10 protein-coding genes are annotated in these 14,656 nt (G+C 45.5%); 4 read left to right on the forward strand and 6 right to left on the reverse strand.

Annotated elements, in window-relative coordinates; genetic code table 11:
• The first annotated feature begins 228 nt into the window (after window positions 1–228).
• Window positions 229–2,586: a TonB-dependent receptor gene (locus tag AC23N5_RS16055; protein WP_183978855.1), complete on the forward strand. Its 2,358-nt coding sequence runs from the start codon at window positions 229–231 to the stop codon at window positions 2,584–2,586.
• A gap of 5 nt (window positions 2,587–2,591) precedes the next feature.
• A complete protein-coding gene (locus AC23N5_RS16060; protein WP_487756361.1) occupies window positions 2,592–3,524 on the forward strand; it encodes a DUF4249 domain-containing protein in 933 nt (310 codons plus the stop codon).
• Window positions 3,525–3,527: 3 nt separating this feature from the next.
• On the opposite strand, the gene AC23N5_RS16065 is transcribed toward AC23N5_RS16060, so the two are convergent.
• Entirely contained in the window at window positions 3,528–4,985 is a 1,458-nt protein-coding gene (locus AC23N5_RS16065; RefSeq protein ID WP_487756362.1) for an ATP-binding cassette domain-containing protein, read from the reverse strand.
• A 74-nt stretch (window positions 4,986–5,059) separates the two neighbouring features.
• On the opposite strand from AC23N5_RS16065, the gene AC23N5_RS16070 reads away from it, so the two are divergent.
• Complete coding sequence (locus AC23N5_RS16070) at window positions 5,060–6,274, forward strand: acyl-CoA dehydrogenase family protein (RefSeq protein ID WP_487756363.1); 1,215 nt, start codon at window positions 5,060–5,062, stop codon at window positions 6,272–6,274.
• Window positions 6,275–6,278: 4 nt separating this feature from the next.
• Here AC23N5_RS16070 and AC23N5_RS16075 read toward each other — a convergent pair whose 3' ends face one another.
• Window positions 6,279–10,022, reverse strand: a complete 3,744-nt coding sequence (locus tag AC23N5_RS16075; RefSeq protein ID WP_487756364.1) for a sensor histidine kinase — start codon at window positions 10,020–10,022, stop codon at window positions 6,279–6,281.
• Window positions 10,023–10,125: 103 nt separating this feature from the next.
• Window positions 10,126–10,416 (reverse strand): HesB/IscA family protein, encoded by a 291-nt coding sequence (locus AC23N5_RS16080; RefSeq protein ID WP_122934537.1) that lies wholly within the window; start codon window positions 10,414–10,416, stop codon window positions 10,126–10,128.
• Between the two features lie 99 nt (window positions 10,417–10,515).
• Between AC23N5_RS16080 and AC23N5_RS16085 the strand changes: the two genes are divergently transcribed.
• Window positions 10,516–11,040, forward strand: coding sequence for a DUF7935 family protein (locus AC23N5_RS16085; protein WP_183978867.1), 525 nt, complete (start codon window positions 10,516–10,518; stop codon window positions 11,038–11,040).
• Between the two features lie 68 nt (window positions 11,041–11,108).
• Here the strand turns inward: AC23N5_RS16085 and AC23N5_RS16090 are convergent, their stop codons facing one another.
• From AC23N5_RS16090 to AC23N5_RS16100, 3 genes are all read right to left on the reverse strand, one after another.
• Window positions 11,109–12,296, reverse strand: a complete 1,188-nt coding sequence (locus AC23N5_RS16090) for a T9SS type A sorting domain-containing protein (RefSeq protein WP_183978869.1) — start codon at window positions 12,294–12,296, stop codon at window positions 11,109–11,111.
• Between the two features lie 110 nt (window positions 12,297–12,406).
• On the reverse strand, window positions 12,407–13,852 hold the full coding sequence (locus AC23N5_RS16095; protein WP_183978871.1) for an anthranilate synthase component I family protein: 1,446 nt from the start codon (window positions 13,850–13,852) through the stop codon (window positions 12,407–12,409).
• 216 nt (window positions 13,853–14,068) lie between these two features.
• Window positions 14,069–14,656, reverse strand: a complete 588-nt coding sequence (locus AC23N5_RS16100; RefSeq protein ID WP_487756365.1) for an outer membrane beta-barrel protein — start codon at window positions 14,654–14,656, stop codon at window positions 14,069–14,071.

Here is a 14,656-nt window from a genome sequence, read left to right on the forward strand (position 1 = left end):
AATAAATAGACATACTCAACAAGAAAGGCGCTGTACCCACAGCGCCTTTCTTGTTGGTGGGAGTATTCTTCCCGTTCACGCCACTTTTTTGGCACTTTGTCCCAATTTAGTCTTATTTTTTTAAACAAAAACGTAGGTTTGCCTCGTTTTTATAACGAAAAAGTACAAATGTAAACTTCTTCTTTTATCCATTAACAAGTAACGGTGGCTTGCCACTTATTGTCAGCTATGAAACATATCTTTAGTATTTTGCTGTGGCTTGGGATGGCCACGTGGGCGTACAGCCAAGAAAAACGAACGATTAGCGGGTACATCAAAGATGCCTCCAATGGTGAAAGTCTGATTGGGGTATCGGTCTATGTTCGAGAAATAGGGAACGGAACCGTGACCAACGACTACGGCTATTATGCCTTAAACCTGCCAACAGGCGTCTCTTACACGCTGGTTTTCAATTACATTGGCTACGAAAAAGTAGAGAAAAAAGTGACGCTTACTGACGATTTAAAGCTCAGTATCGAACTCAAGGACGAAAGTGTGAAGCTGCAAGAAGTCATTGTCAAAACCACGAAAGAAGACGAGAATGTCAAGAACATTGAGATGTCGGTCAATAAGGTGGAGATGAAGACCATTCGCCAAATGCCAGCCTTGCTCGGGGAAGTGGATTTGGTGCGAAGTATTCAATTGCTCCCTGGAGTGACGAGCGTGGGCGAAGGAGCCAGCGGGTTCAACGTCAGGGGTGGAAATATTGACCAAAACTTAGTCCTGCTCGACGAAGCACCTGTCTTCAACGCCTCGCACTTGTTTGGGTTTTTCTCGGTGTTTAACCCCGATGCGGTCAAAGACGTAAAACTCGTTAAAGGTGGGATTCCTGCGCAGTATGGCGGCCGTATTTCGTCGATTTTAGACGTGCGTTTGAAAGAAGGAAATGCCAAAAAACGCGAAATCAACGGCGGAATTGGGACGATTTTCTCCCGTTTGAGCTACGAACAGCCGTTTGCTAAAAGCAAAGGGTCGTTCATTGTGGCGGGGCGTCGTTCGTACATCGACGTGCTGGCGAAGCCGTTTTTGAACGGAGATTTAAAAAACTCACGCTTTTATTTCTATGACCTTACGGCCAAAGCCAATTACCGCATTGATGACAAAAATACGGTCTTTGCTTCGGGCTACTTCGGGCGCGATGTCTTTGGGGCGGACTTTGGTTTTGAGTGGGGAAACCAAACGGCAACGGTTCGCTGGAACCACGTTTTTAACAACAAATTGTTTATGAATGCCACCGCATTCTACTCAAATTATGACTATGGTTTAGAATCGGATCGTAACAATAAGAACAAAAGCGGGGATAAATTTAAGTGGAATTCGAGCATTAAGACGTGGAGTATGAAGCCCGATTTTACGTACTATCTTACGCCTAACAACACCGTTACTTTTGGTGGACAGTACATCAATTACAGCACCAAACCAGGCACAGCGACGGCGATTTCGAGTGGTGAAGAACGAAACATTAGCTTAGACCCACGTTATGCTGACGAGTCGTCTTTGTACATCGGAAATGACCAAAAACTCAACGAATGGTTGTCGTTTCAGTACGGAATTCGGTATTCGTATTTCCGAAATTTAGGGCCAGGGACGGCCTACGAGTTTTTGGAAGTGGTGAAAGGCGACCGAAAACTCCCCGTTTCGGAGAAAAAATACGAATCGGGCGTGATAAATACGTATGGCAATTGGGAGCCACGTTTTTCGACCAAAATAGAGGTAAGTCCTTCTACTTCCATCAAGGCGAGCTATAACCGAACAGCTCAGTATTTGCACCTATTGTCAAACACGGCAGCAAGTTCGCCGTTGGATGTGTGGACGTTGAGTTCAAAAATTATTAAGCCACAACTAGCCGACCAAGTGGCATTGGGTTGGTTTCAAAACTTTCAAGAAAACATGTACGAGGCTTCGTTGGAGGTCTATTACAAGAAGCTTCAAAACCAAATTGACTACGTAGCCAACTCCGATTTGTTGCTCAATACGTACCTCGAAGGTGACCTGCTTTTTGGTAACGGTCGGGCGTACGGAGCCGAGGTGTATGTGAAAAAAAATCGTGGCAAGCTGACGGGCTGGGTGAGTTATACCCTTGCGCGTACGGAACGTAAAATAGAAGGCATTAACAATGACAATTGGTTTCCTGCGCGTTTTGACAAAACCCATAACCTTTCGACGGTGGTATTGTATCAACTCAACGACCGTTTGAGCTTCTCGGCCAATTTTGCCTTCAATACGGGGACTCCTGCGACTTTCCCTACCAACCGCTTTGAATGGGGAGGCTGGACGTTGCCGCAAAATGTGGACAACAGCCGCAACGCTGCCCGCATCCCCGCTTACCATCGTCTCGATTTAGGTGCGACGCTTAAATCGAAGAAAAAACTCTTTGGCAAAGGCCAAGGCGAGTGGGTACTCAGTGTTTATAACGTCTATAATCGTCGTAATCCTTTCTCAATGTATGTGCGTCAAAATGAGGATAATAACCTCAAAACCGAAGCCGTTCGCTACGCGGTGATTGGCTCGGTGGTTCCTGCCATTACGTACAACTTTAAATTTTAATCGCCATGAAAAAGAATACGCTTCATACTTTTTTGACCTATACCAGCCTTGCATTTTTGACCGTAGCAACCCTCACGAGCTGCGAAGATGTGGTGGATTTGGACGTAAAATCAGGTGCCCCACAGCTAGTAGTCGATGGTTGGGTAACGAACCAACAAACCAGCCAAACCATTCGCCTGACCGAATCGGCGGGGTATTTTGATAACAGCCCCGCAAAACCAGTCCTCAACGCGACCGTGACCGTTACCGACGATAAAGGCGGGGTATTCTCTTTTGTTGACCTTAAAAAAGATGGAAACTACGTTTGGAAGCCAGTGGCTGCCAGCGATACCATCGGGCGGGTAGGACGAACTTACACGTTGCGCATCAAAATGGGAACCGAAGAATATACCGCCGTGAGCAAGCTCAATCGGGTTCCTAAAATTGACTCAGTGACCTATTTCTTTGACAAATTACCGATTGCTCCCGCGGATGATGCACCTCAAGAAGGCTATACGGCGGAGTTTTTTGCCCGTGATCCAGCGGGAGCGGGAGACTGCTACTGGATAAAGAGCTACAAAAACGGCAAGTATTTCAACAAAACGACCGAAATCACCATCGCGTACGATGCCGCGTTTAGCCCAGGCGCCAACAGCGATGGTTTGCGCTTTATTTTGCCCATTCGTCGGGCTATTTCGCCTGAGTTTTACAAAGAAAAAGACACCGTCAAAGTAGAGCTGTACAGCATTCCGTTGGAAGGGTACTATTTCTTAAACCAAGTAAGGGCTGAGTCGAACAACCAAGGACTGTTTGCAACGGCTCCGTCCAATATTTACAGCAACATACAAAATACCAATCCAACGGGACGCAAAGCGTTGGGCTTCTTTGGCGCGGCGGCGGTTAGTACGTTTACCGAAGTGATTGATGCCAAAAAAGCAAGACCCAAAGACGGCAATTAGGCCTTAACAGACAACGCCTTCGGAGAGGCGGAGGGTTTGGGTAACGCAGCTCGGGATTTCGTAAGGATAATGAGAAACGTAAATGAGCGTTTGCTCTTGCGAATCACAGACGGCGTTTACAACCTCCTTAAAATGCTCTACGGCTGCAAAATCTAGCCCTTGGCAGGGTTCGTCTAAAATCAGCAGCGGTGGATGTTTCACCAGCGCTCTGGCCAATAAAACGAGGCGTTGCTGGCCTTTGGAAAGGTTTTTAAATAATTTATCAAGTAACGAACCCACGTTGAGCCATTCGGCAACGGCGTGGGTTTGTTGTAGTTGGTCTTCCGTTAGTTTTCGGAAATACACCCCCGTAGCGTCAAAAAAGCCTGAAGCAATGGTTTTAAAAACGGTGGTTTCTTGGGGGAAATACAAATGAAGTTCGGGAGAAACGTGCCCAATTTTGTTTTTGACGTCCCACATCGACGGCCCACCTCGTTTGAGGTCAAACAAATCATAATCATTAGCAAAACGTTGAGGATTGTCGGCGGTTAAAATACTCAACAACGTCGATTTCCCCGACCCATTAGGGCCAACAAGCGCCCACTTCTCCCCTTTTTTGATTTGCCAATTGACGTTATCGAGCACTTTTTTACCACTGTAAGTAATGGTGATGTTGCGCAAGTTGACCGCCAACGAAAAATTATACGTTGGAGAAATCGGGACTACTTCGCGGGGCTGAAACGTAGCTTTGTCGGTTTCTGAAAGTGATTCTTCTTCCGAAATAATTCTCCCTTCTTTCAATCGAACCACGTGGGTGACGCTTTGGGGAATTTCGACGGAGGAGGTAACCAACACAATGGTAACGCCTGCTTCTTTGAGGTGCGCAAGGGCGTTTCTGAGTACTTCGCGCGAGTGGACGTCCAAGCCCGAAAAGGGGTTATCTAAAAGCAATAATTGCGGTTTTTTGAGCAGCGACCGCGCCAAAAGCATCCGCCGAGTTTCGCCGTTGGACAAGGTCACAAAGTGACGGTCGAGCAGGTGGTCGATGGAAAGCAACTGGCAAGTGGCCAGTAAATCGGCTTCGCTAATGGTGTTAGGCGGAAGCACCACCGAATGGTTGTCAACGGTTCCTACGGGCTTGAGTTGATTGGTCAGCACTTCACGAACGGTGGGTGCCACTTCCGCTTCGTGGCTATGAAAACGCTGCTGGTAATACTGCGCAGCGGATCTGATGATGCGATTGAAAGAGTAATCAGACGGAACCAGTTCGGCCACTTTTGAGAGTAACACATCGCCGTAATCGTGGGTCAATTTTCCGCGCCAAATGGGCCATTTTCCCGCCAAAACCTCTAATAATGTGGATTTTCCACTTCCATTTTCTCCAATGATGGCCCACTGTTCACCCGTTTGAATGGTGAGCGAAAGGTCGGATAAAACAACGGTGTCGTAGCGACGAACAAAAGCGTTTTGGAGTGTAATCATGAACTTTGTCAAAGTTTGGGACTTTGACAAAGTTAGTAGTCTAAATACTTTATATTTGCTTAAATCTATACTTTATGGAATCACTTTTTGTTACTGAGCGCATTAAAGAGCTCCTTCCGAAAATCAAAGCCTTCATTGAGAGTGAGTTATACCCACTCGAAACCCCCGAATACCTTGCCCATGACTTTTCGCACGTTGAGCCGATTCTTCAGAAAAAACGGCAGTTGGTCAAAAAAGCAGGTTTGTGGGGATTGCACTTGCCCGAAGAAGACGGCGGGCTAAACCTCACGCTCTGTGAATTTGGTCAAATCAGCGAAGTGCTGGCCAGTTCGCCTTTTGGGCATTTTGTGTTCAATACTCAAGCTCCCGACATTGGGAATACCGAACTAATGCACAAATACGCCCCCACGCATTTGAAAGAGCAGTACTTAAAGCCATTGATGGACGGCGATATCCGTAGTTGTTTTAGTATGACGGAGCCCGAATTTGCAGGGTCAAATCCTACGCGCATGGGTACGACGGCGGTCAAAGACGGGGATGATTACGTGATTAATGGCCACAAATGGTTTACCAGCAGTGCCGACGGCGCGGCTTTTGCCGTGGTGATGGCCGTAACCAATCCCGATGCTGCTCCGCACAAACGGGCCAGCCAAATCATCGTTCCGATGGATACCCCTGGGGTAAAACTGGTACGCAATATCCCCATCATGGGCCATGCGGGCGATAGCTGGGCGAGCCACGCCGAGATGCTCTACGAAAATGTTCGAGTGCCTCAGTCAAACCTAATTGGTGCCGAAGGGGCAGGGTTTTTATTGGCGCAAGAGCGCCTCGGCCCTGGTCGGATTCACCACTGTATGCGTTTTATCGGGATTGCCGAGCGAAGTTTTGATTTGATGTGCCGCTATGCCGCTAGTCGGGAAATGGAAGAGGGCGTTTTTTTGGGAGAAAAGCAGTTTATCCAGGGGTTTATTGCCGAAAGCAGGGCCGAAATCGACGCTGCACGTTTGCTAGTATTGCGTACGGCCAAGCACATTGACGAGCGCGGAGCAGCGGCCGTGCGGGACGAAATTTCGATGATTAAGTTCTTTACGGCCAACATGATGCTTCGGGTAATTGACCGCGCCATTCAGACTCACGGCGGGCTAGGCATGACCAGCGACGTACTGTTATCGTACTGGTACGCCCACGAGCGAGCGGCACGTATCTACGACGGAGCCGACGAAGTACACAAAACCGCCTTGGCAAGAGGTATTTTGAAAGGCTATGGCCTTGATACCCGAAAAAAATAACTCATTATTTTACTTCTGACAGCAGCGGGCTGTGGGTAAGCGGAAGCGATAAGAAAAAGGAGGTGCCGACTCCGTCTTCCGTTTCAAACCAAATAGTCCCTCCAGCGTGTTCTACGCCTCGTTTGGCAATGGCCAAACCGAGGCCAGAGCCGCCTTGTTTGGTGCTAAAGTTGGGTAAAAATACCTTCGGACGAATGGGTTCAGGAATCCCGTTCCCGTTGTCCTGCACTTCAATATAAACGTTGCCTTCGTCGGTACGGAGTCGTAGCGAAATCTCAGGACGGCGGCCTTCAGGCACGGACTGAATACCGTTGATGATGAGGTTGGTGATGATACGCCCAATGAGCTGTCGGTCGCCCATGACATTGACCCGCTGTACCCGAATATCTCGTTGCAGGGTGATTTTTGGGTCGTCAGAATACAAATCAGCGGCTTTGTTGAGAACCGAAGAAATTTCAAACAGCTCGTTCTTGGGCAACGGCATTTTAGCAAAATCCGAGAACGACGTCGCAATGTCACTGATGTTGTCGATTTGGTCGATGAGCGATTCAAACGTCCGCCGAATCCGCTCGCTTTGGGGCATATTTGGCGGCAAATCACGTAGCATCGTTCGCTGAAGTTGCTGAATCGTCAACTTCATCGGCGTCAGTGGGTTCTTGATTTCGTGCGCTACTTGCTTGGCCATTTCCCGCCAAGCCGATTGTTTTTCGTTTTTGGCCAACTCTTCTTTGCTTTCGCTGAGTTTTTTGAGCATATCGTTGTACGACTTCACCAACGTCCCGATTTCGTCGTCTGATTTCCAATCTACGGGCTCATTGAGCTGGTGTAAATTGATGCGACGAAACTTCTGCGTCATGATTCGGAGCGGTATTGTCAAAAGGTTAGATGCCCAGTAGGACAGCACCAAAAACACCAAAAACATAATGGCGAAAACGCTCAAAATCGTCGAGATAACCTCAATAATTTGGCGGTCTAACTCGGGTTTTGAATCAAAATGCGGAATACTAAGTACCCCAAGAGGTTTACTATTGCTACTTGCTCGTAGGGTTACGTAAGCGGTACGGTATTGTTTTTTTCCCAACGATTCGTCCAGCAAAACCTCATTTTCGCGGTCTTGTATCAGGTGAATATAGGCGTCAGGGTTAATCCACTTAGAGAGCAGCTTACTTTCGTAAATGAGCGGTTTGGTGGTCATGTACAACGTACCGTCGTTCGAGAAAAAATTGATGTCAACGTTGGCATCGCGGGCAATTTTTCCCAGCTCTTCTTCCATCGAGTCCTTGCTGCGAATGCCATCTAGCTGTTCCTCAAGGTAAGGGACAAAGTTGGTAGCAATGTTTTTGGTGCTGGAAAGGTACGAGCTTTCTTGGTTGTTGAAATAATTGGTACTAATGACACTCAACGTAATCAAAACAATCAAAATAAGCGGCAAGAAAAAGGCTACATTTAGTAAGATTTGGATTTTGGTCGTATAACTGATTTTCAGCCGTCGGAATCCATATTTGAGCGCATAAACGGCAATAATACAGATGACGTACAGCACCAAAACCAAGTACAAAAACGAAAAGTTGGAAGTCAGGCTTTTGAATGGATACGACTTTGACGATACCACCACATAGCGTTTGTTTTTGTCTCGGCTTCCTACGTGTTTGTAATCGTACAAAAGGAGTCCCGTATCAAAAAGTGTGGAATCATCTAACACCGTAAGGGGCATTTTACGGTCGTAATTGTAGCTGCCCGAGCTGTACATAAGCTCCTTTTGGGCGTCATAAATAGCGTAACTATATTGCCGTGTTTCGGGAGTTGGGACAAACTTTTTGTCCATCAACAACTCTGGATACACATTCTTGGGTTGGTCTTCGCGGGGGTTTAGATTGAGCACGACCCACCCTAGCAAGAGCGAATCTTGCCGAATGTCAATCAGGCTGAGGTATTGTTTTTTGAAGTTATTGACAAGGTCATTAATAAAAAACAAGGAAGGATAATTGGTCTGGTACTTCACTTGCCGATACGGGTGTGTGTAATCATCGAAGTTGAGGGCATCAAACGTATTATCAAGCGGCTGACCATCGGCTTTGAACGAAAGCACCTCAATGTCGTATTTGTCGAAATATTTATCTAAGTGAATACTTTTTACTTTTTGCTGAATCCGCTCGCGGGAGAGAATGGTATCACTGATAAATGTTTCCTGAATATCAACATCTTTACTGATGGCATCTTTGGCGCGGTCGAGCAAAAACTCGCCAAAAGGGTCGTTTTCAGCGATGATTTTTTGGCCAAATTCCTTCTTGTTCGTGATGTCTTTGCGGTCTTCTTCGGTATAAACAACGTAGGTCGTTACCAATGCCCAAAAGAATGCTCCCGTGAAATAATAAATGGTGGTTCGATACCGAAACGAATAGAGAATACGAGGAAACCGTGAGAAATAAAGTACAATAAAATAAATGGCGTGAATCCACAAAACCCAAGTAAGCTGGCCGCCAAAAAGCCATAAAAGCAGTACAAATACGCCACAACTCAGCAAAAAAATGAGCGTTCCTTGAACGCGATTTTTGGGGTTGAAGCGAATAAACAAACTGACAAATAAATGTGTTCCAAGGAAGTAAATACTTGAAATACAGATAAATATAATAATGCAGACAATCTTGAGAACCGAGAATGAAATGCTCAAGGTGATGTCGAGGGTAAACTGCGATTTTTCGTAGATGTTCTGTAGTTCAGAAAAACATCCGTAAAAGACCCCAAAGCTAAGAATGACAAATAGCCCAGACAACAATACTTTGGGAACGCCCGAAACACGAAGTAAACTTGAGTAAATTTTGGAACGAAAATAAAAATCTGCCAAATACAACACCAAGACAAAAACAACGATGGAGTTGAGTAGCAAGTCGCCCAAAGATGGAGCAATGGGCGATGAAGCGTAAAATTTAGGGTTAAAAATATCGTTCTCGTAAAACACAAACGGAACCCCAAAATACAGCATTCCAAGCCGTAAAAGCATCAAATACAGGGCGAGCAAAACAAAAGCGCGCTCATAATGACGCTCGCGGCTCCATCGGAGTATCCAACGGATGACGTAAATCCCCAAAAAGAAAATACACAATGCACCCCAAATAATGCTGTTGACAGGAGTCGTTTGGTTGTAGGTCTCAAATTTGGGGGGAGTAATTGAAAACAGGAAATGGGTGTTGTTGTCGAGGACGTTGCTGTAAATAGGCCCCAAGCGCGTCGAAATCTGCTGAGGGTCAATCGAAAATAGCTCGGTGTTGTAGCCCGACTGAAAGTAGTTGTTTTTGTTTTTATAGTGGCTGTATAAATTAATCACCGAAACGACATCAAGGCGGGTGTCATTCTGAACTAGCTGCCGCCGACTTACCAGAAACTTCCCTTGTTCAAAGGTAACTAGCTGGGTTTGGGCAATTTTACGAATTGATTCGTATTCGGGAATAAAACGATAGTCGGACCAAAAAACCAGTTGCCCATTTTGGAAGATGTAATAGGGGTATTTGGTTGGACGACGAAAGGCGGAGAATTGACGAGAACTGTTTTGGGAGGCAATCGTCATGATTTCTCCTAGTTCTTTGTGGGAGAGATCCAGTTCTTGTTTTACGCGTTCTTTGACAGCCGAAAAATATTTTTCCTCTGATGCTCCTAATGCGCCTCTTTCAAAGACAAAAAACGATAGCAATGCCAACAGAAAAGAAGCAAAGGCCAGAAAAGCAAAAATATGTCGTTTAACTTGCTGCACGAACGTTAAAGATAGGGTTTGAGTTTATCCACAACCCTCCCTAAAATCGTGCCAAAAGTTACTTTTATCAAGAAGTATTAATAACTATCTCGCTGTCAGCTAATTATTTTACGACCGTAAAGCCTGCCCCATTGTCAGTTTCTTCAAAATCGACTTCCGTGCCTATGACATACATTAAGTGGCGTTTGTCGATGATTACTTTGATGGCGTCAATGTCATACACTTGGTCGTGTTCGGTAGGCGTATCAAATCCTAATAAAAACTGCCCAACGCACCCGCCACCTTTCATTCCAACGCGCAGACCGTAGCTGTCAGGTATTTTATTGGCCGTAAGGGTGTCAATAATTTCGCGTTTTGCTGTCTCTGAAATCCGAATAGGTTGAGCGTTTGCCATGTTGTTTTGTACGTTTGTCGCTACCCGACGCACTATTTTGATGATACTTTGCGTTCTTTGCGGGAATAAACCTTGTGTAGGTAATCAAACAACAAATCAATGGAAATCGTCACCGACTTATTGAAAATTATTCTTCCATCGGCATTGGTACTGTATGCCATGTACCTAACTGTAACGGCATTTTTGAAAAAGCAATTGACCGAAAAAGAAGTAGAGTTACAGCGTAAAAACGTAGAAATTGCGTTGCCGATTCGTTTGCAAGCATACGAACGAATGTGTTTGTTTTTGGAGCGAATTACGCCCAATAACCTACTCATTCGCACCAACGGAGTAGCTACGCAAGCCATTGAATTTCAACAAATTCTTTTGCACGAAGTTCGGGAAGAATTTAACCATAACCTATCGCAACAGGTTTATATGAGTAATGATGCGTGGGAGCACGTGCGTTCGGCGCAACAAGAAGTAATCACGCTCATTAACCAAGCCGCCGCAGAAGTAAAACCAGACGCCGCGCCGATTGATTTATCGAAAAAGATTTTTGAAAAAATCGTTCAAGAAAACCGAAACCCAACGGCATTGGCGCTCAAGTTTGTCAAGGATGAAATTCAGCGGGAGTTTATGTAAAAGGAACACAACCTCTCGAAAGTTCAAAACAAAAACCTCTCGAAAGTTTAAAACTTTCGAGAGGTTAGCTAGCGAGTAACCCATAGTTTTTGAGAAACGCGGCCTCGGTCAGGCGTTTGGTACGTCATAAAATAAAGCCCATTCTCCAGAATTTTATGGGGGCGAATCGTAAGGCTATTGTTAGAAGTTGCCTGAATTTCAAACGGAATTTCTTGTCCCAACATCGTTATCAGTCGCAAACGGTCAAGCTCAAGATTATCAAACTGTAGGCGGACACTGCTCCCGTCCGATGGGTTTGGATAAATGACAAACTGCGTTGCCTCGGTTTGAGGGCTAACAGCTATAATTTTTGAATAATCCGACGTGCCGTCTTTGTCCACCTGTTTGAGTCGGTAATAATTGACGCCAGGGAGCGGAGCTTCATCCAAAAAGCTGTAATTTATAACTTGACGAGAGTCGCCTGCGGAGGTAAGTTTCCCAATCGTAGCAAATTCTTTTAAATCGGTACTTCGCTCCACGTTAAAATGGCTACTGTTGATTTCAAGCGCCGTTGCCCACGAAAGTCGTACCCGTTCAGCTTCTGCTTTTCCCCGAAAATACATCAATTGAACAGGGACAATATTTGACCACGATAGACTTGACAAGAAAATACTTTGGGTACTAAGCGAACCATTTCTTGCGTCACTTCCACTGCCGTAAGTGAGCGTAAAGCGTTTTACGCCGCTATTACGAAAATTGACCGTTGCGCGGGTCGTATCTAAGGGGTCGGTATTGAAACCAGATAATACTTTAATGTGTGGGGCTGTCCCGTTAGACAAAAAGGCAGTATTGGGGTTATAAGTAATCGTGGGTAAAATGCCCGCATTTTTGTCATCGTACGCTTCAATTGCCACGCGATCTTGGTAATTACTAAAGCTCAACTCGCGGTCAATTCCCAATAAAGCAAACGATAAATTTGTGACAGGGTCGCTAAAAGTGAACGAAATCGTAACGACCTGCGTACGGCTTCCGAGGTTCATACTCAACCACAGTCCCCGCGAGTCAGTGCGTGGGGTGTTATTGTTAAAACGGTTGGTTGACCCTTGAATGTTGGCTGTTACGGTTACGGCAGGTGTACCTAAGTTCGTAAAAGTATGTGACAACGACCCGTCGGGAAGCCATTTGGTGGTTTCTGATTCCGACGTTAGGTCAACAAAGCCCTGCCCAAACGAAAGTTGAGTGCAAAGTACCGCCAACAAAACCAATAAACCCCTCATAAATCGTAAACAGTTACACATTCTCGTTGTTATTTTGATTCTACAAAATATATACGTAAGAAATGAAACAAAGATAGTTAAACTTTGTAAAAAAGTTACATTAAGCTTTCTTACAATTCATTAGCAAACTCAATTGCCTTTCTCAAGGCGGCTAGCTTGTTGTTCACTTCTTGCATTTCAGAGGCAATATTTGACTTGGCTACAACTCCCATGCCAGCTTGGTAAAACAACGTATTGTTTTTACTCAAAAATGTACGAATCGTAATGCAGTGGTTGAAGTCTCCGTTGAAACTAATATGCCCAAGTGCACCGCCATAAATGCTACGATTGGTACGTTCGAGGCGATTGATGATGGTCATGGCGTTGTGTTTGGGTGCTCCCGAAAGCGTTCCTGCGGGGAATGTATCAGCCACAAGTTGAAGCGGATTTACCCCTTCACTCATCTTGCCCGTTACTTTTGAAACAAGGTGGATAACGTGCGAGAAAAACTGAGCTTCTTTGTAGGTTTCTACTTTTACTACGTCGCAGCTACGGCTCAAATCATTACGGGCAAGGTCAACGAGCATCACGTGTTCGGCCGTTTCTTTGGGGTCAGCGGCGAGTTGGCGGGCTAGTTCGGCGTCTTTTTCGTCGTCGCCTGTGCGGCGGAAAGTACCTGCGATGGGGTGGATTTCGGCGTGGCCGTTTTTGATAAAAATTTGTTTCTCGGGCGACGAACCAAATACTTTGTAGCCGCCAAAGTCGAAGAAAAACAAGTAGGGTGAAGGGTTAACCGAACGCAAAGCACGGTAAACGTTGAACTCGTCACCTTCAAATTTTTTGCTGAATCTTCTCGACGGAACAATCTGAAAAACGTCGCCGCGCAAGCAGTGGTTGATGCATTGTTGGATGATACCCTCCATTTCGGGGTCGGTTACGTTGCTCTGCTCACTTTCTTGGGCTTTAAAGCGGAAAGTAGCCATTTTAGGCGCTTTTACAATCATTTCGAGCGAGTCTAAGTCCATACCCATCGACTTGCTATGATTCGCGTCGTCGCGCGTTACGCCATAATCGTGTTCAAAAAGATATACTTCGTCTTTGAAGTGGTTGAAGGCAATCACAAACCGGTACACCCGATACACCATCTGCGGAATGGCATTGTCAGGGGTTTTTTCTTGAATCTCAATGTCTTCAAAATACTCAACCGAATCGTACGTAATATGCCCAAACAAGCCTCCGTTGATGAAAGGGTGCTCGTTTTTAGGGGCGTCGAAGCGGTGAATAAAATCATGCAACGTCTGCATGGCCTGTTTGCGATAAGGCAAGCGGAACGTTTCTTCACTGCCATCAGGAAAGGTTTGAGTGACAACGTCTTCGTCGATAACAAAAGAAGCAACGGGGTCGCAAGCGATGACGCTAAAGCCGTGTTCCATGCCGTGGTACTCGGCACTTTCGAGCATTACGGTATAAGGAAACTTATCGCGAAGTTTGAGATAAACGCCCACGGGCGTAAGCATGTCACCTAGCAATTTTCTGCTTTGGGTACTGATTTTGAAGGTAGTGTCGGTGGTTGTCATGTATCATTTGAGATTGAGGTGCATAAAAATAAAAAGCCCGCTGTTTGATGAACAGCGGGCTTTTTTGGGTAAAAAAGTGAGCATAGTGCTATCTGTTCATCTCGGAAAAGAAGAACGCCACCACCAGCTTGTATTTTTTACGTTTGGATTCATGTCACAAAAGTACAATCGTGTTTTAAAAAACCAAATTTTTATTTTGAGAGGTGTTGAGAACCCTTACTTTTTCTTGTAGAAGTTATAGATGACCGATACTTGCAACGTGCGGTTGTAGAGCGACTCGGTAGAAGTGCTCGAAATATTGGTAAAACCGTGTACGTAGCGAAGGTTGAGGCTAAAGTCTTCGGCCATGTCCATAAAATCAAAGCGAAGTCCAGAGCCTAAGCTAAACTCATTTTTACGAAGGGGAACAATCGTGTTTGGGTTGTGAAGCAAGTAGCTGATTTCGGGAGCTACTTCCAACGTAAGACCTTCGGTGATGGTATAGCCTACCGTTGGCACAAAACTTCCGTAGTTGAAGTTATTCCGAACTACCTGAAACTCACCTTTGAACGTTCCTCCGCGTACAGAAAGCTGTACTTCGGGCTGGAACACCCATTTTCTATCGGGCGTACGATAACGAAAAAACACGCCCAAATTAGGGTGTGATTGGCGTTTGAGGCTGTAAATAAAGTTTGGAGAATAGGTACTTCGCGCAATGTTCAAGCCTGCCTTTACCCCAAAATGTGGTTTAAGATAGAGCGTTTGGGCGGAAGCACCGAAGGTTAAAAACGCGAAAAAAAGTAATAATTTGTGTCTCAAATTCAT

It is taken from the genome of Runella sp. R5_40, from assembly GCF_057652295.1.